Origin of the sequence: Mycobacterium sp. 5-140-3-2, from assembly GCF_035666375.1 — a bacterium.
Lineage (GTDB): Bacteria > Actinomycetota > Actinomycetes > Mycobacteriales > Mycobacteriaceae > Mycobacterium > Mycobacterium intracellulare.
Window position 1 is genome coordinate 4,895,777 of record NZ_CP142025.1, and the last position, 17,040, is coordinate 4,912,816.

The window sequence follows — 17,040 nt, forward strand, 5'->3', positions numbered from 1 at the left end:
TTTTGCGTCTGCCCCGGGGATAGCGAAGGACCGCAATGAAGCAGATTTCCGCGACCAGCGGGCCCACCAACATCGGCTTGCTCAGCGTCGGGTCATACCGCCCCGAACGCGTGGTGACCAACGACGAGCTCTGCGAAAACATCGACTCCTCCGACGAGTGGATCTATTCGCGCACCGGGATCAAGACGCGCCGGTTCGCCGCACGCGACGAATCCGCCGCCTCGATGGCGACCGAGGCCGGGCGGGAGGCGATCGCCAAGGCCTCCCTCGAGGCCTCCGACATCGACTGCGTCATCGTGGCCACCAGCACCCACCTCCTGCAGACCCCCGCGTGCGCCCCCGCGGTCGCGGCGGCGCTGGGCGCCACCGGCGTGCCCGCCTTCGACATCTCGGCGGGCTGCGCCGGGTTCGGGTACGCGCTGGGCGTCGCGGCCGACATGATCCGCGGCGGGACCGCCGCCAGGGTGCTGGTCCTGGGCTCGGAGAAGCTGTCCCCCACGATCGACATGCAAGACCGCAGCAACTGCTTCATCTTCGCCGACGGCGCGGCCGGCGTGGTGGTGGGCGAGACGCCCACGCAGGGCATCGGGCCGACCGTCTGGGGTAGTGACGGCAACCAGGCCAGCGCCATCCGCCAGGACATCGACTGGCTCGACTACCTGGAGAATCCCACCGGCCCGCGCCCCTTCCTGCGGCTCGAGGGCAGCGCGGTCTTCCGCTGGGCGGCTTTCGAGATGGGCAAGGTCGGCCAGCAGGCCATGGACGCGGCGGGGATCCGGCCCGACGAGATCGACGTCTTCGTGCCGCACCAGGCCAACAGCCGAATCAACGAGATTCTGGCCAAGAGCCTCGAGTTGCGGCCGGACGCGGTGATCGCCAACGACATCGAGCACACCGGCAACACCTCGGCGGCGTCCATCCCGTTGGCCATGGCCGAGGTGCTGGCGACCGGGGCGGCCAAGGCCGGCGACCTGGCCCTGCTGATCGGTTACGGCGCCGGCCTGAGCTATGCCGCCCAGGTCGTCCGGCTGCCCAACGGCTGAGCCCTCACCCGTCCTCGCGCGTCTCGTCGGGCGGGGCGTCCCCGTGCAGCCGGGCCTGCAGCAGCTCGCGCTCCCGTCGGCGCCGTTCGCCGGCGATCGCCAGCGCCGCGGTGGCGCGCCGGCGCAGCGGCCCGAACACCCAGATGCCCAGCGGCATCGCGATGATCAGCGCGAACAGCGCGGCCACCACGAGGGGGAACTGCGTGATGCCCGCCAACCGCGCGACGCCATAGATCACGGCGGTGAGCACGACCGCCAGCAGCAACCGCGCCGCCATATATGCCAAAACGGGGACGACGACGTGGTTTTCGGCGCTCTCGCCGCCAGCGCCGTTTCCCGGGCCCCCGATGGTGTTGTCGCTACCTTCGTGTGACACAGCCAAAGCCTACGGCGCGGGTATATTCGCCCGAAGGAGGTGTTGTGTGGTCTACCTGCTGCTCGTCGTGATTTTGGGAACGCTGATCTACGTCGGCTGGCGTGCCGCGCGATCCCAGGTCCACCGACCGAAGACGCGCGTCATCGGACCCGACGACGATCCGGATTTCCTGCGGCGGCTGGGCCACGGCGATAACAACCCGCGCTAGCCAGCTGGATAGCGACCGCCGCTAGCCCAGGACTCCCGGGTTGCGCTGGTCGCCGGGGAATCCGTCGGCGACGATGGCGGCCAGCTCGGTGAGCGCTTCGCGGGTGGGCCGCCGCAGCCGCTCCAGGTCGATCTCGGCGCCCTCCTCCAGGTGCGGGTCGAACGGCACCAGCTGGACCGCGCGGCAGCGCCGGGAGAAGTGCTCGATCACCTTGTTCATGTCGACCTTGCCGGGGCGCGGGCGCACCCCGTTGATGACCGCGATCGAATTGCGGACCAGGTCTTCGTGGCCGTGGGCGTCCAGCCAGTCCAGCGTGGCCGACGCGCTGCGCGCGCCGTCGATGGAGGCCGAGCTGACCACGACCAGGGCGTCGGCCCTGTCCAGCACCGACTTCATCACCGAGTGCAGCAGGCCGGGTCCGCAGTCGGTGAGCACCAGGCCGTAGAACCGCTCCAGGATGTCCAGGATCCGCCCGTAGTCCTCGGCGCTGAAGGCCTCCGAGATCGCGGGGTCGGTCTCCGAGGCGAGCACCTCCAGGCCGCTGGGACCCTTCGAGGTGTAGCGGCGCACGTCGCTGTAGCGCTCGATGGTTCCGGCGTCGTGCAGCAGCTGACGCACGGTCGCGGCGGTCTCCAGCGGGATCTTCTGGCTCAGCGTGCCGCGGTCGGGGTTGGCGTCCACGGCCACCACGCGGTCGCCGCGAATGGAGGCGAAGGTGGCGCCCAGCGTCGCCGCGATCGTCGTCTTGCCGACACCGCCCTTCAGCGACAGGAACGCCACCCGGTACGAGCCGCGCAACGGCCGGTTCACCTGGGCGACCAGGTTGTTGTAGCGGCTGGCCCGGGGGCTTTCGCCCAGGTTGATCAGCCCGCCGGACATCTTGTACAGCAGCAGCCGCCACCCGTCGGACGGCGGCGGCTGGACCGGCCGCAGCAACATGCCGGTGGACAGCTCCGGATACGGCGTGTGCGGGAGGTGCTCGGGGCGCTGCGGCGCCCCCTGCATCTGGGTGGGCGGGGCGTCCGGCCCGGCGTAATAGGCGCCGTAGGCGGTCGGGTCGACGCGCGGGATGCCGGTGACCGGGGTGGAGTCCCACGGCGGCATGGCGCCGGGCCGCGGCGCGGTGGGCGGGGCCGCCTGCTGGTGTTCGGGGGTGGGGACGCGGCGCTCGGTGCGGAATCCGGCGAAGGCGCGAGTCGGGGCGTCCCCGCCCGACTCCGGTTGCGGTTCGCCCGCGTCCTGCTGGGCGGGCGCCGATGACGTCTGTGGGGGAATTTGCGTGGTCGGTTGTTCGGGCGCCCCCACGCCCGCCGTTGGATGCTCGGACACTGCATTCCCCCTTGTTGTGCGCTTGTCGTGCGCTATTCCGTTGTGTGCGTTATTCGGGGCGGTTGTTCGCTCTCACCCGACGCCCGCATACGAATGCAGGCCGACAGTCACCAGATTAACGAAGAACAAATTGAAGACCATCGCCACAAAGCCCGCGACGTTGATCCACGCGGCTTTGCGGTCCCGCCATCCGGCGGTCGACCTGGCGTGCAGGTAGGCGGCGTATATCACCCACGCGACGAAGGACACGGTCTCTTTGGGGTCCCAGCCCCAATACCTGCCCCAGGCCTCTTCGGCCCAGATGGCCCCGAAGATGACCCCGAACCCGAAGACCGGAAACGCGAAGATCGTCGTGCGGTAGGCGATGCGGTCCAGGGTTTCCGCGTCCGGGAAGCGCCGCACCAGCCGGGCCGCGGCGCTGTCGGTATCGGGATCCCCCAGCCGCGAGGTGCGCAGCAGGAACAGGATGCTGGCGATCCCGGCGACCAGGAACACCCCGGATCCCAGGCTGACGACGGACACGTGGATGGGCAGCCAGTAGGACTGCAACGCGGGCATCACGGGCGCGGCGTTGGTGTAGAGCCAGCGTCCCGACACCGTGAGCAGGATCAGCACCGGCAGCAGCAGAAAGACCCACAGGGGACGGTATTGGGGGCGGCGCAGCACGACGGCCCCGGCGATCAACCCGCACAGGCAGGTCAGGTTGATGAATTCGTACATGTTGCCCCACGGCACCCGCACCGTGGCCAGGCCGCGCAGCACCAGGCAGGCAAACAGCAGGCCGATGCCCAGGTACACCACGGACAACCCGGCCCGCCCGACGCGCTCGTCGAGCGGGCGCTGGTCCGGCTGTTCGACCACCCCGGGGGTGGCGGAGTCGGCGCTCACCGCGCCGGCCAGCACCCGGGCGCGCTGGTCCGCGCGGCGCCCGCCGGCGTACGCCAGCTCGAAGGCCAGCAGCAGCAGCGCGATGACCAGCGCGACGACGGCCGACGTAAACGCCCAGTCGGAGTAGCGCGCCAGCTCGACGTTGACGTGCAGCGTGTTCATGTGACGTCCACCTGAGAACTCCTTTGGGACGCGGGGGGCGTCTCGGCGCGGCCGGCCCCGCCCAATCCGTCCAGCAACCGCTCGGTCAATCGCTCGAACTCGTCGCCCCACCCGGAGTTGTCGGTGCGCGCCAGCCCGCCCAGCTCGACGTTCACCGTACCGGGTGCCCCGCCGGCGTCGGGCGTCAGACGGACCCACACGCGGCGGCGGCGCACCAGCAGCGACACCACCAGACCGCCCATCATCGTGATCGCGAAGACGAGCACCCAGGTCTGGCCGGGGTCGTGGGAGACCTGGAGGTTGACGAACGGCACGGCGCCGACGAAGCGGATCACGGTGCCGGCGGCCGGCCCCTGGTCGATCCGGACCGCCTGGCCCGCGCGCAGGTTGACCCGCTTCTCCTTGGTCAGCCGGCCCTGCTCGATCAGCCGGGGATCGAGGGTGAACAGCGACTGGGGCCGCCCGGTGTCCAGGCCGGTGTCGCCGCGGTAGATGTCGACGGCCACCGCGGGGGCGTTCAGGGCCGGGAACCGCGACGACAGCAGCGTGCCGTCCAGCTGCTCGGTCGGCGCGAGCAGGCCCTGGATCGCGATCTGGTGCGCGCGGCGCTCCGCCGGGGTGGGATAGGTGCCGGCCGGCGGGTCGATGCGGGCCACGCCCGAGGAGAGCAGGGTCTGCGGATTGTCGGGTCGCCACTGCACGGTCGACGTGCGGACCTGCCCGTCCGGGAACGTGACGCTGAAGGTGGGCGCGTAGCCGTGCCCCTGCAGGTACACCCGGTCACCGCCGAGCCGCAGCGGGTGGTTGACCTCGAGCCGGTAATGGCGCCAGGTGTTGGCGGTCAGGTCCTCGCCGGACTGGTAGGCGATGTTCGCCGCGAACGAGGTGGCCTGCCCGGACGGCAGGTAGTGCGCCGCGAAGTCGTCGACCCGGATGCACAGCGGGTGCAACGAGGTGCCGTCAACGGTGTTGCCGGCTCGGAACGAGTCGAACGCGGCCGGCGACGCGGAACAGAAGCCGGGGCCGCCGTCGGCGATGACGATCACGTTGCCCTCGTAGCCGAACAGCTTGCCGACGGCCACCGCGACCAGCAGGCCCAGCAGCGAGAAGTGGAAGACGATGTTGCCGAATTCGCGGAGGTAGCCCTTTTCCGCGGACACCTCCACGACGTCGGAAGCCGCGCCGTCTTCGTGGCGGATGGCGGTGCGCCAGCCGCGCAGCCGGTCGGTGATCGCGTTGGCCAGGGTGTTGAGCTCTTCGGCGCCGGCCCGGATCTGGTGGCTGGCGTGCTTGGGCAGCCGGGCCAGGTTGCGCGGGGCGGCGACCGGGGTGGACCGCAGGCTGCGGACGTGCTCGATCATCCGTGGGGTGAGGCAGCCGACCAGGGACACGAACAGCAGCACGTAGATGGCGGTGAACCAGAAGCTGGAGAACACGTTGAACGCCTGCAGCCGGTCCAGCCAGGGCCCGATCACGGGGTGGGCCTTGAGGTAGTCGTCGACCTTGCCGGCGTTGAGGTTGCGCTGCGGCAGCAGGGCGCCGGGGATGGCGCCGAGCGCGAGCAGGAACAGCAGCACCAGCGCGGTGCCCATCGAGGTCAGCGCGCGCCACGTGTTGCGCCCCCACGCGAGGAGTTGCCTCAAATCGGGAGCCTCACGTCGGACACGAACGCGTCGCGCAGCCAGGAGACGAAGTCGTTCCACACCCCGGTGACCAGCAGGGCGCCGACGGTGATGAGCAGCACGCCGCCGAACACCTGGATGGCCCGGGTGTGCCGGCGCAGCCAGCCCAGGCCCGCCACCGCGCCCGCCGAGCCGAATGCCAACAGCACGAACGGGATCCCCAGCCCCAGGCAGTACGCGATCACCAGCACGATGCCGCGCGCCACGCTGGCGCCGTCGGTGGCCGAGGCGACGGTGATCACGCCGGCCAGCGTCGGCCCCAGGCACGGCGTCCAGCCCAGCGCGAACACCGCGCCCAGCACCGGCGCCCCGGCGACCGTCGTCAGCTGCCGCGGGCTGAACCGCGCCTGGCGCTGCAGGGCCGGGATGAGCCCGACGAACACCAGGCCCATCACGATGGTCAGCACGCCGCCGGCCCGCTGCAGCAACAGCTGGTTGGTGATCAGCGTGGTCGTCATGCCCAGGACGGCGACGGTGCCCAGGATGAACACCGCGGTGAACCCGGCGACGAACAGCGCCGCCGATCCCGCGACCCGCCAGCGCGCGCCCGGCGGGGCTTTCACGGCGCCGGGGGGCGGTTGTTCGTCCACGCCGACGACGGCGGCCAGGTACGACAGGTAGCCGGGCACCAGTGGCACCACGCAGGGCGAGGCGAACGACACCAGCCCGGCCAACAGGCACGCGCCGAGCGCCACCAAAAGCGGTCCGGCGGCGGCGATCTGGGTGAAACCGGTCACTCGTGGGCCAATCGTTGCACCATCGGCTGCAGGTCGCCCGCCAGCATCTCGCGCAGGAAGACCGCCGCGACGCGGTGCTGACGGTCCAGGACCAGCGTGGAGGGGATCACGGTGGTGGGGTACTTGCCGCCGAACGCGATCACCGTGCGCATGGCCGGGTCGTAGATCGACGGGAACGTGACGTGGCGGTCGTTGACGAAGTCCAGTGCCGCCTGCCGGTTGTTGTCGCGGACGTCGATGCCGAGAAACGACACCCCGGCGCCGCGGGTGGCGTCATACACCTGCTGCAGCTGGGTGACCTCGGCGCGGCACGGCCCGCACCACTGCCCCCAGATGTTGATGACCACCACCCGGCCGGCGAAGATCGGATCGTCCAGCGACAGCGTGTGCGCGGGGTCGGCCAGGTCGGGGCCCGCCAGGGGGCCGGGGCGGCCACGGCTGGACGGCGGGTCGTAGGAGATGTCGGTCTTGCCGCCGGGCGAGACGAACTCGAAGGTGCCGCCCTGGGCGACCGCATCGTGGCCCGAGGAACAGCCGGCGAGCAGGCCGGAAACCAGGGTCGCCAGCGCGGCCCCGGTCATCGCCAGCCCTCGTATGTTCAAGGGGCCGCCGGCTCGGAGTACTCGACGCCGGCCAGCCGGTCGCCGTCGTAGACCAGGGTGGTCACCGACGCGAGGCCGCATTGCCGCCGCCGCGGGTCGTGCCACAGCCGCTGACCGGTCAGGTGCAGGCGCAGCGTCCACACCGGCAGTTGGTGGCTGACGCACACCACCTCGTGGCCGGCGCCGCGGGCGCGGGCCTTGTCCACCGCCGTCTCCATCCGGGCCGCGATCTCGGTGTAGGGCTCCCCCCACGACGGCCGGAACGGGTTGCGCAGCTGCCACCACACCCTGGGGTCGCGCCAGGCGCCGTCGCCGGGGCTGACGCGCCGGCCCTGGAAGAAGTTGGCGGATTCGATGAGGTCCGGGTCGGTGTCGACGGGGAGGCCGTGCTTGGCGGCGATGGGCGCGGCGGTTTCCTGGGCGCGTTGCAGGGGCGAGGCGATCACCGCGACGATGTCGCGGTGATCGAGGGCGTCGGCCACCGCGGCCGCCTGCGCCCGGCCCGCCTCGGACAGGTGAAACCCGGGCAGCCGCCCGTAGAGGACGCCGCTCGGGTTGTACACCTCGCCGTGCCGCACGACGTGCACCCGGGTCTGCTCGGCCATCAGGACTTCCCCTCCTCGGCTTCGGCGGCGGCCCGCGCGGCGCCCGGCAGCGCCTCGGCGATGCGGTCGAAGGCGCCGTCGTCGAGCGCGGTCGAGACGAACCACGCCTCGAAGGCGCTGCACGGCGGGTAGACGCCCGCGTCCAGCAGCGCGTGAAAGAACGGTGGATAACGCCAGGTCTGGCTGGCGCGCGCGGAGCCGAAGTCCGTGATCGGAGTGTCGGAGAAGAACACGCTGAGCATGTTGCCGGCCCGCGGAATCTGGTGCGCCACACCGGCATTCGTCAACGCGTCGGAAAAGAGCCCGGCCAGGCGGTCGGCGTTGGCGTCCAGGGTCGTGTAGGCGGCGGCATCGGCGTTGCGCAGTGTCGCCAGCCCGGCGGCCATCGCGACCGGGTTTCCCGACAGCGTGCCGGCCTGATACACCGGGCCCAGCGGCGCCAGCCGCTCCATCACCTCGGCCCGCCCCCCGAAGGCGGCGGCCGGCAACCCGCCGCTCATCACCTTGCCGAAGGTGAACAGGTCGGCGTCGACGGGATCGATTCCGTACCAACCGCTTCGGCTGACACGGAAGCCCGTCATCACCTCGTCGATGATCAGCAGCGCGCCGTGTTCGGCGGTGATGGTCCGCAGTGCCGCGTTGTAGCCGGGCGCGGGGGGAACCACCCCCATGTTGCCGGGACTGGCTTCGGTGATCACCGCGGCGATCTGGTCGCCGAACCGGGCGAAGGTCTCGCGCACGGCCTCGATGTCGTTGTAGGGCAACACGATGGTGTCGGCCGCCGTCGCCCCGGTGACGCCCGGTGAGGACGGCAGACCCAGCGTCGCCACCCCGGAGCCCGCGTCGGCGAGCAGCGCGTCGACATGGCCGTGGTAGCAGCCGGAGAACTTGATGACCTTGGCCCGGCCGGTGAAGCCGCGGGCCAGCCGCACCGCGCTCATGGTGGCCTCGGTGCCGGAGTTGACCAGGCGGACCCGGTCGACCGGTGCCACCCGCCCGATCATCTCGGCGGCCAGCTCGCTCTCCGCAGGCGTGGGCGCCCCGAACGACAGGCCCGAGGCGGCGGCCTTCGCGACGGCGTCGACCACGGCGGGGTGGGCGTGGCCCAGGATCATCGGGCCCCACGAGCAGACCAGGTCCACGTAGCGGTTGCCGTCGGCGTCGGTCAGCCAGCAGCCGCGCGCCTGCGTGATGAACGGCGGCGTCCCGCCGACCGCGGTGAATGCTCGAACGGGAGAGTTCACGCCGCCCGGAATGACGGCGCAGGCGTCCTCGAACAGCCGCGCCGAGGCCGCCGTGGCCCGAGGGGCTCCGGTGGCGTGCGCGGTCGCCCGATCACTGCTTCCCATGACGACTAGTGTCCCAGCCTTCGCGGCCCGTCCAACTACAGGGTGTAGCAGGGCAGGCCGGTCGGCCGGTCAGGCCCCTTGCCGTTCGGCTTCCTGCGCCTTTTGATAGTCGTGGCGCGCGGCGTCGCGTTCCTTTTCCGCCGCGCGCTGGTGCGCGGCGACATCGCCGAGGCGCTGGGCGACCGCGCGCTCATGGACTTCGGCGGCCCGCTCGTGCGCGACGGCGGCGTCGTAGTGGCGCTGCACTCCGCGGCGGTGAGCCTCCTCGTCGCGCTCGTGCGACGCCTCGGCGCGCTCGGCGGCGCGGCGCGCGTCGTCCACGGTGACGGCCTTGCCCGCGGCGAGTTCCTCCCCCCGGCGCACCAGCTCCTCCGCGCGCCGGGCGGCCTCGTTACCTGCCGCCTGCCCCATGAGACGACATTAGACCCGTGGCCCCACAAAGATCGGGTTGTCCTGGCCCGGGGCCTGCGAGTTGGATGGGAGGATGCAACTCCCCCAAGGACTTGCCCGGTTCAACCGTCACGTCACCAACCCGATCCAGCGGATGTGGGCCGGTTGGCTCCCGTCCTTCGGGATCCTGGAGCACGTGGGGCGGCGCTCGGGCAAGCCGTACCGCACACCAGTGAACGTGTTTCGCACCGAGGTCGACGGCAAACCCGGGGTGGCGATCCTGCTGACGTATGGCCCCGACCGGGATTGGCTGAAGAACCTGACCGCGGCGGGCGGCGGGCGCCTACGCACCCGGGGCAAAACCGTGGGTGTCGCCGATCCGCGCGTGGTCTCCAAGGCCGAGGCGGCGGCGCACGTGTCCCGCGGCGTGCGACGGGTTTTCGCCAGGCTGCCGTTCGAGCAGGCGGTATTGCTCACCCTGACGTCCTGAACGCGCGGGTGATGCGGATCGCGGCGATCGTCGAGCGGGCGGTCGGCCTCGAGGGCGGTCGACGCGGCGGGCCCGCCAACGCGGTGGTCAACTTCTCCGGTCACACCGTCTCATTGGTCGCGGTGATCGCCGACGTGATCCGGGGCGGGCGGCCCGTGGCGGGCGTGGCGTTCAACTCGATCGGGCGGTTTGCGCAGAGCGGGATCCTGCGCGACCGGATGATCCCGCGGGTAATGGCCGCCTCCCCCGACACGCTGCTGGATGCGTCCGGGTTCCTCGATCCGGCCGCGGTCGTGGCGCGCGCGCTGGCCGACGAGAAACCCGGCGGTCATGGGGACCGGGCGGCCGCAGCGGGAGCGCTGGAACTGGCGTGCTGGGACCTCAACGCCAAGCTGCGCGACGAGCCCGCGTGCGTGACGATCGCCCGCCACGCCGGGCGGGATCCCGCGCCGGCGGTGCCGGTGTATGCCGCCGGCGGCTACTACTACGCCGAGGGCGGCGTCGAGAGGCTGCGCCGCGAAATGCGCGGGTACCTCGACCTCGGCTATGACGCGGTCAAGATGAAGATCGGCGGCGCCGCGCTGGGCGAGGACCTGACGCGGATCGAGGCCGTCGTCGACGCCGTCGGCGACGCGGGACGGGTCGCGGTCGACGCGAACGGCCGCTTCGTCCGCGCACAGGCCACCCGCTGGGCGGACGCGCTGGCCCCCTACGGCCTGCGCTGGTACGAGGAGCCGGGTGATCCCCTCGATTACGCGCTGCACCGCGCGGTGACGGACCGCTACGACGGCGCGGTGGCCACCGGCGAAAACCTGTTCTCGGTGCCGGACGTCACAAACCTGGTTCGCTACGGGGGCATGCGGCCGAATCGTGATGTCTTCCAAATGGATCCGGGGCTGAGCTACGGGCTGGGCGAGTACATGCGGATGCTCGACGTCCTGGAGGCTCATGGTTTCGATCGCCGGTTCGCGTTTCCGCACGGCGGGCACCTGATCAACCTGCACGTCGCCGCCGGGCTCGGCTTGGGCGGGTGTGAGGCTTACCCGGGAGTGTTCGCGCCGTTCGGCGGCTATTCCGATGCCTGCGTGGTCTCGGGCGGCCGGATCGCGCCAACGGACGCAGCCGGGTTCGGCCTCGAGGAGAAGGCCGGCCTGGCCGAACTGATCGCGGAGCTGACCGGAGGGTGCGGATGAAGATCGCGGTAATCGGTTGCGGGGCAATGGGTTCCATTTACGCCGCCCGGCTGGCGACCGCGGGTAACGACGTGCTGGCCATCGACCGCCACGAGCCCAGCGTCGAACGGATCAGCCGCGACGGCCTGCGGGTCACCGGCCCGGGCTACGACCGGGTGGTGCCGCTGCGGGCCAGCACCACCGCGCCGGACGAGCCGATGGATCTGATCGTGCTGGCGATCAAGGCGGCCGACGTGACAGTCGGTGCGCGCCAAGCCCTTCCGATGCTGGGGCCGGCCACACCGGTGCTGACCATCCAGAACGGTTTGGGATCGGCGGAGACGGTCGCCGGCATCGTCGGCGCCGAGCGCGTCGCCGTCGGCATCGCCAGCGGGTTCGGGGCGTCGCGGGTGGCCCCCGGCCATGTGCATCACAACGCCATGCGGGCGATGCGCTTCGGCGCCCACTCGTCGCTGCCGCATGCGACGGTCGAAACGATCGCGCGGGCCTGGACCGACGCCGGATTCGACGCCGCCGCGGTCACCGACATCGCCGCCATGCAGTGGGAGAAGCTCATCTGCAACGCCGCCTACAGCGCGCCGTGCGCGCTGACCGGCATGACCGTCGGCCAGGTGATGGACGATCCGGAGATGGCTCCGGTCAGCCGGGCCGCCGCCACCGAGGCGTGGACCGTCGCCCGCGCGTCCGGCATCGCGGTGGCCGTCACCGACCCTGTCGCCCACGCGCGCGACTTCGGCGCGCAGATGCCCGACGCCAAACCGTCGGCGCTGCTGGACCACGAGGCCCGCCGCGTCAGCGAGATCGACGTCATCAACGGCGCGGTGCCGCGCCAGGGCGCACGGGTCGGCGTCGCGGCGCCGGTGAACGCGACGCTGACCGCCTTGATCAAAGCGATCGAACGGCAGTGGGGCTGACCGGGCTCCGCTAGAACGGGCCAGGACGGGTATACGGCACCGGCACGCGCCGCGATGAGAGGAAGCCGCCGATGACCGACACCGTCACCGACTCGGGCCGCGAGCAGCGCCTGACCGAGCGCGTCGAACAGCTGTACGCCAACGACCCGCAGTTTCGGGCCGCCGCGCCGTCGCAGGAGGTGACCGAGGCCGCGCACCGCGCGGGACTGCGGCTGGCCGAGGTCGTCGACATCTACCTGAGCGGTTATGCCGATCGGCCCGCCCTCGGCCAGCGCGCCTGCGAGGTGGCGCGCGATCCGGCGACCGGGCGCGCGGCGACGTCCCTGCTGTCGGGGTTCGAGACCATCACCTACCGCGAGCTGGGTGACCGGGTCGCGGCGCTGGCCGCCGCGTGGCGCTCCGGCCTGCCCGGCGGGTTGCGCCCCGGCGACTTCGTCGGCGTCCTGGGCTTCACCAGCATCGACTACGTCGTGCACTACCTGGCGTGCATCCGGCTGGGCGCGGTGTTCGTGCCGCTGCAGACCAGTTCGACGGCGGCCCAACTCGCCCCGATCGTCGCCGAGACGTCGCCGCGCATCCTGGCCGTGAGCGTCGAGTCCCTCGGCACCGCGGTCGATGTCGTCCTCGAGGCACCGTCGGTCCAGCGCCTGGTGGTGTTCGATTACACCAGCGACGACGACGAACAGCGCGGCCGCTACGACGACGCCCGCGCGCGCCTGCGCGACGCCGGGCACGGCGCCGAGATGGTGGCGCTCGCCGCCGAGCTCGCGTCCGGTCGCGGGCGCCCGGCGCCGGAGGCCCACGTTCCGGGCCAGGGCGAAAACCCGCTGGCCACACTGGTTTACACCTCCGGCAGCACCGGCACCCCCAAGGGCGCGATGTACACCGCCGACATGATGACCCGGATCTGGCAGCGCCCGCACAGCCCCTCGGTGGACATCGGCCGGGTGATCCCGGCCATCCACCTGCAGTATATGCCGCTGTCGCACGTGTACGGGCTGGAGTGGCTGATCGCCACCCTGTCCTCCGGCGGCATCGGCTACTTCGCCGCCAAGAGCGACATGTCCACCCTGTTCGACGACATCGGCTTGGTCCGGCCCACCGCGTTGAACCTCGTCCCCCGGGTGTGCGACATGTTCTTTCGCCGCTACCGCAAGGAGCTCGACCAACGAGCCGGCGACGGCCTCACCGCCGAACAGCGCGACGAGGCGGTGAAAGCCGAACTGCGGCAAGACTTCATCGGCGGGCGGGTCATCTCGGCGATGTGCGGCAGCGCGCCGCTGTCCAAGCAGATGCACGCCTTCATGGAGTCGCTGCTCGACGTCACCGTGGCCGACGGCTACGGCGCGACCGAGACCGGCGGCGGCATCATGCGCAGCGGCCGGATCAGGCGCCCGCCCGTCACCGACTACAAACTCGTCGACGTCCCCGAGCTGGGCTACCTCACCACCGACAAGCCCTACCCGCGCGGCGAGCTACACCTGAAGGCCAGCAACGTGATTCCCGGATACTTCAAGCACCCGGAGCTGTCGGCGCAGATCTTCGACGACGAGGGGTTCTACAAGACCGGCGACATCATGGCCGAGCTGGGGCCCGACCACCTGATGTATCTGGACCGCAGCAACAACGTCATCAAACTCTCGCAGGGTGAATTCGTCGCCGTCTCCCAGCTGGAGGCCACCTTCTCCACCAGCCCCTACATCCGCCAGATCTTCCTGTACGGCAGCAGCGAGCAACCGTTCCTGCTCGCGGTGATCGTGCCGAACGTCGACGCCGTCGGCGGCGGCGACGCGCGCGCCCTGATCGCGGAGTCGCTGCAGCAGATCGCCGCCGACTCCCACCTGCACCCGTACGAGGTCCCGCGCGACTTCCTGCTGGAGCCGCAGCGTTTCACCCGGGACAACGGCCTGCTGTCCGGGGTGGGCAAGCTGCTGCGTCCGGCCCTCAAGGCGCGCTACGGCGAGCGCCTCGACGCCATGTACGACGAGATCGAGGCCAGCCACGGCAACCAGCTCGACGAGCTGCGCTCCGCGAGCCGCGAGCTGCCCACCATCGACACGGTGCGGCGGGCGGCCGCGGCAACCCTGGGCCTGCCGGCGGACACCGCGCTGCGCGGCGACGCGAAGTTCATTGAGCTGGGCGGTGATTCGCTGTCGGCGTTCTCCTTCGCCACGCTCCTGTCGGAGATCTTCCACGTCGACGTGCCCGTGCAGACCATCGTCAGCCCCACCGCGACCCTGGCCACCGTCGCGAACTACGTTGACGGCGAACGGACTTCGGAATCGACGCGGCCGACGTTCGCCTCGGTGCACGGCCGGGGCGCCACCGTCGCCCGCGCCGCGGATCTGACGCTGGCCAAGTTCATCGACGACGACACGTTGGCCGCCGCGCCCCACCTGCCGGCGCCGACCGGCGCCGTCAACACCGTGCTGCTGACCGGGGCCAACGGCTACCTCGGGCGCTTTCTGTGCCTGGATTGGCTGGAGCGCCTGGCCCCCACGGGCGGCACGGTGATCTGCCTCGCCCGCGGGGCGGACCCGACCGCCGGGCGTCAGCGCATCGAGGCGGCCATCGACAGCGGCGACGCCGAATTGTCGCGGCGTTTCCGCCAATTGGCCGACAAACATCTTCAGGTGCTCGTCGGTGACGTGGGCGCCGCCAACCTCGGGCTGGACACGCCCACCTACCAGCGCCTGGCGCGATCGGTGGACCTCGTCGTGCATTCGGCCGCCCTGGTCAACCACGTGCTGCCGTACAGCCAGCTGTTCGGCCCGAACGTGGTGGGCACGGCCGAGATCGTCAAGCTCGCGATCAGCCAGCGCCTCAAGCCGATCAACTACATCTCCACCGTGGCCGTGACGACGCTGCCGGATGGCAGCTTCATCGGCGAGGACGCCGACGTGCGTTCGGCCAGCCCCTCGCGCTCCCTCGACGAGTCGTATGCCAGCGGGTACGCGACCAGCAAGTGGGCCGGCGAGGTGCTGCTGCGCGAGGCCCACGACCTGTGCGGCGTGCCGGTCGCGGTCTTCCGGTCCGACATGATCCTGGCGCACAGCGATTTCGCCGGTCAGCTCAACGTGCCGGACATGTTCACTCGGCTGATCTTGAGCCTGGTGGCGACCGGGATCGCGCCGCGATCCTTCTATCAACTCGACGCGTCCGGCAACCGGCAGCGCGCCCATTACGACGGGCTGCCAGCCGATTTCACCGCCGAGGCCATCACCACGCTGGGCGCGCGCACCCGGCAGGGTTACCACACCTACAACGTGCTCAACACCCATGACGACGGCGTCTCGTTGGACACCTTCGTGGACTGGCTCATCGCCGACGGGCACAAGATCGAACGAGTCGACGACTACGACGAGTGGCTGGCCAGATTCACCGCGGCGATGAAGTCGCTGCCAGACAACCAACGGAAGAGTTCCCTGCTGCCGCTGATGAGCGCCTACGCCAAGCCTGGCCGGCCGACGCACGGCACCGGCATGCCCGCCGAAAGGTTCCGCGCGGCAGTGCAATCCGCGGGCATCGGCAGGGACCGGGATGTGCCGCACGTGACGGAGGCGTTGATCGACAAGTACGTCGCCGATCTGCAGCGGCTGGGATTGTTGCGCACCCGTGCCGGAGCGCACGCGGGATGAGGGACCGCGCGCCGGTGTGTGCTCAGTCGCCGGGAGCCACGCCGACGCGTCCGCGCCGCCGGGCGACGACGTAGAGCCCGATCACCACCGCCCAGGACAGCAGGCCGAGCCACAGCTGACTGCGCGCCCGCTGATCGAACGCCATCTGCACCAGCACCGCGGTGATCCCGGTCAGGGTGAGGATGGACAACACCGGGAAGAACCACATCTTCACCGTCAGCTTGTCCGCGGGCGTGCGGCGGCGCAGGACGATCTGCGACAGCGCGATCAGCCAGTAGACGAACAGGATGACCGCGCCAGATGAGTTGAGCAGGAACAGGAATACCGTGTGGGGCGCGACCCGCGCCATGATGACGCACCCGAATCCGACGGCCGACGAACACAGGATCGCGAGATGGGGGACGCCGCGGCCGCTCAGCCGGACCAACCGCATCGGCGCCTCCCCCCGATCGGCGAGGACGAACAGCATGCGCGACGCCGTGTACAGCCCGGAGTTCAAACACGACAGCACCGCGGTGAGCACGACCGCGTTCATCACCTGATCCGCTCCGGGCAACCCCATGTGCTTGAGCGCGGCCACATACGGCGAGCCGCCGAGTTGTCCCGAGTCCCACGGCAGGATCGCGACGAGCAGGAAGACCGAACCGACGAAGAAGATGCCGATGCGCACCACGATCGACCTGGTCGCCCTTTGGACCGCGAGCTCGGGGTCGCGGCTTTCCGCCGCCGCGACGGTGACGATCTCGGCGCCCACCATCGAGAAGATCACCACCACGATCGCGGCGAACACCGCGCCCACACCGTGAGGAAAGAACCCGCCGTGTGCGTGCAGGTTGGCCAGGCCCCCACGATGGCCCGGCACCAGGCCCAGGACGTACGCCGAGCCGACGGCGAGGAAGATCGCGATGCTCGCGACTTTGATTCCGGCGAACCAGAATTCGAACTCCCCGAACGACGTCACGGAGAAGAGGTTGGTCGCGGTCATCAACACCATCAAACCCAGCGACAACACCCAAAGCGGCGCGTGCAACCAGTAGGTGAGGACTTTACCGCCGGCGACCGCCTCGAAGCCCACCACGATCACCCAGAAGTACCAATACAGCCAGGCGACCGAAAACCCCGCCCATCGGCCCAGGGCGCGGGCCGCGTAGTCGGCGAACGATCCCGTCGACGGGTTCGCGGCCGCCATCTCGCCCAGCATCCGCATGACCAGGACGACGAGCAGGCCGCACAGGGCGTAGGTGAGGAATGCGGCCGGCCCGGTGTCCTTGATCACCACGCCCGATCCGACGAACAGGCCGGCACCGATCACGCCGCCGAGGGCGATCATGCTGAGTTGGCGCTGCGACAGCCCTTGGCGCAGTTGCGAAGTGCCAGCCACGACCAGCCACCCCCTGCGCGCATCCCGGTGTTGGTTATCAACCACAGCACATC

The 17,040-nt window shown here is 70.7% G+C and carries 16 protein-coding genes; 6 read left to right on the forward strand and 10 right to left on the reverse strand.

What is annotated here, in order from left to right:
* Positions 1–35 precede the first annotated feature (35 nt).
* A complete protein-coding gene (locus tag P6281_RS22925; protein WP_008261082.1) occupies positions 36–1,043 on the forward strand; it encodes a beta-ketoacyl-ACP synthase III in 1,008 nt (335 codons plus the stop codon).
* Positions 1,044–1,047: 4 nt separating this feature from the next.
* Here the strand turns inward: P6281_RS22925 and P6281_RS22930 are convergent, their stop codons facing one another.
* The gene (locus P6281_RS22930; protein WP_008261083.1) at positions 1,048–1,419 is read right to left on the reverse strand and encodes a DUF4229 domain-containing protein; all 372 of its coding nucleotides are present in this window, start codon (positions 1,417–1,419) and stop codon (positions 1,048–1,050) included.
* Between the two features lie 46 nt (positions 1,420–1,465).
* Between P6281_RS22930 and P6281_RS22935 the strand changes: the two genes are divergently transcribed.
* The gene (locus P6281_RS22935) at positions 1,466–1,627 is read left to right on the forward strand and encodes a hypothetical protein (protein WP_008261085.1); all 162 of its coding nucleotides are present in this window, start codon (positions 1,466–1,468) and stop codon (positions 1,625–1,627) included.
* 21 nt (positions 1,628–1,648) lie between these two features.
* Here P6281_RS22935 and P6281_RS22940 read toward each other — a convergent pair whose 3' ends face one another.
* From P6281_RS22940 to P6281_RS22975, 8 genes are all read right to left on the reverse strand, one after another.
* Positions 1,649–2,956: a MinD/ParA family ATP-binding protein gene (locus tag P6281_RS22940; protein ID WP_008261087.1), complete on the reverse strand. Its 1,308-nt coding sequence runs from the start codon at positions 2,954–2,956 to the stop codon at positions 1,649–1,651.
* Positions 2,957–3,028: 72 nt separating this feature from the next.
* A complete protein-coding gene (gene ccsB, locus P6281_RS22945) occupies positions 3,029–4,006 on the reverse strand; it encodes a c-type cytochrome biogenesis protein CcsB (protein ID WP_008261089.1) in 978 nt (325 codons plus the stop codon).
* Positions 4,003–5,598, reverse strand: coding sequence for a cytochrome c biogenesis protein ResB (resB, locus tag P6281_RS22950; RefSeq protein WP_008261091.1), 1,596 nt, complete (start codon positions 5,596–5,598; stop codon positions 4,003–4,005). Before resB ends, ccsB begins: the two co-directional genes overlap by 4 nt.
* Positions 5,599–5,645: 47 nt before the next feature.
* On the reverse strand, positions 5,646–6,425 hold the full coding sequence (locus P6281_RS22955; RefSeq protein ID WP_008261093.1) for a cytochrome c biogenesis CcdA family protein: 780 nt from the start codon (positions 6,423–6,425) through the stop codon (positions 5,646–5,648).
* Positions 6,422–7,006: a TlpA disulfide reductase family protein gene (locus P6281_RS22960; RefSeq protein ID WP_008261095.1), complete on the reverse strand. Its 585-nt coding sequence runs from the start codon at positions 7,004–7,006 to the stop codon at positions 6,422–6,424. The genes P6281_RS22955 and P6281_RS22960 overlap by 4 nt, the downstream gene beginning before the upstream one ends.
* Positions 7,007–7,023: 17 nt before the next feature.
* Positions 7,024–7,632 carry a histidine phosphatase family protein gene (locus P6281_RS22965; RefSeq protein ID WP_008261096.1) on the reverse strand — a complete coding sequence of 203 codons (609 nt, stop codon included), beginning with the start codon at positions 7,630–7,632 and terminating at the stop codon, positions 7,024–7,026.
* Positions 7,632–8,981, reverse strand: a complete 1,350-nt coding sequence (hemL, locus tag P6281_RS22970; RefSeq protein ID WP_008261098.1) for a glutamate-1-semialdehyde 2,1-aminomutase — start codon at positions 8,979–8,981, stop codon at positions 7,632–7,634. The genes P6281_RS22965 and hemL overlap by 1 nt, the downstream gene beginning before the upstream one ends.
* A gap of 69 nt (positions 8,982–9,050) precedes the next feature.
* Positions 9,051–9,392: a hypothetical protein gene (locus tag P6281_RS22975; RefSeq protein WP_008261101.1), complete on the reverse strand. Its 342-nt coding sequence runs from the start codon at positions 9,390–9,392 to the stop codon at positions 9,051–9,053.
* 73 nt (positions 9,393–9,465) lie between these two features.
* Between P6281_RS22975 and P6281_RS22980 the strand changes: the two genes are divergently transcribed.
* The 4 genes from P6281_RS22980 (at position 9,466) to car (ending at position 15,606) form a co-directional block, all read left to right on the forward strand.
* On the forward strand, positions 9,466–9,861 hold the full coding sequence (locus P6281_RS22980) for a nitroreductase family deazaflavin-dependent oxidoreductase (RefSeq protein ID WP_008261103.1): 396 nt from the start codon (positions 9,466–9,468) through the stop codon (positions 9,859–9,861).
* A gap of 11 nt (positions 9,862–9,872) precedes the next feature.
* Positions 9,873–11,054, forward strand: coding sequence for an enolase C-terminal domain-like protein (locus tag P6281_RS22985; protein ID WP_008261105.1), 1,182 nt, complete (start codon positions 9,873–9,875; stop codon positions 11,052–11,054).
* Positions 11,051–11,968, forward strand: a complete 918-nt coding sequence (locus P6281_RS22990) for a ketopantoate reductase family protein (protein WP_008261107.1) — start codon at positions 11,051–11,053, stop codon at positions 11,966–11,968. The genes P6281_RS22985 and P6281_RS22990 overlap by 4 nt, the downstream gene beginning before the upstream one ends.
* 71 nt (positions 11,969–12,039) lie before the next feature.
* On the forward strand, positions 12,040–15,606 hold the full coding sequence (car, locus tag P6281_RS22995; protein ID WP_008261110.1) for a carboxylic acid reductase: 3,567 nt from the start codon (positions 12,040–12,042) through the stop codon (positions 15,604–15,606).
* 22 nt (positions 15,607–15,628) lie between these two features.
* Here the strand turns inward: car and P6281_RS23000 are convergent, their stop codons facing one another.
* On the reverse strand, positions 15,629–16,987 hold the full coding sequence (locus P6281_RS23000; protein ID WP_014712423.1) for an amino acid permease: 1,359 nt from the start codon (positions 16,985–16,987) through the stop codon (positions 15,629–15,631).
* Positions 16,988–17,040 lie beyond the last annotated feature (53 nt).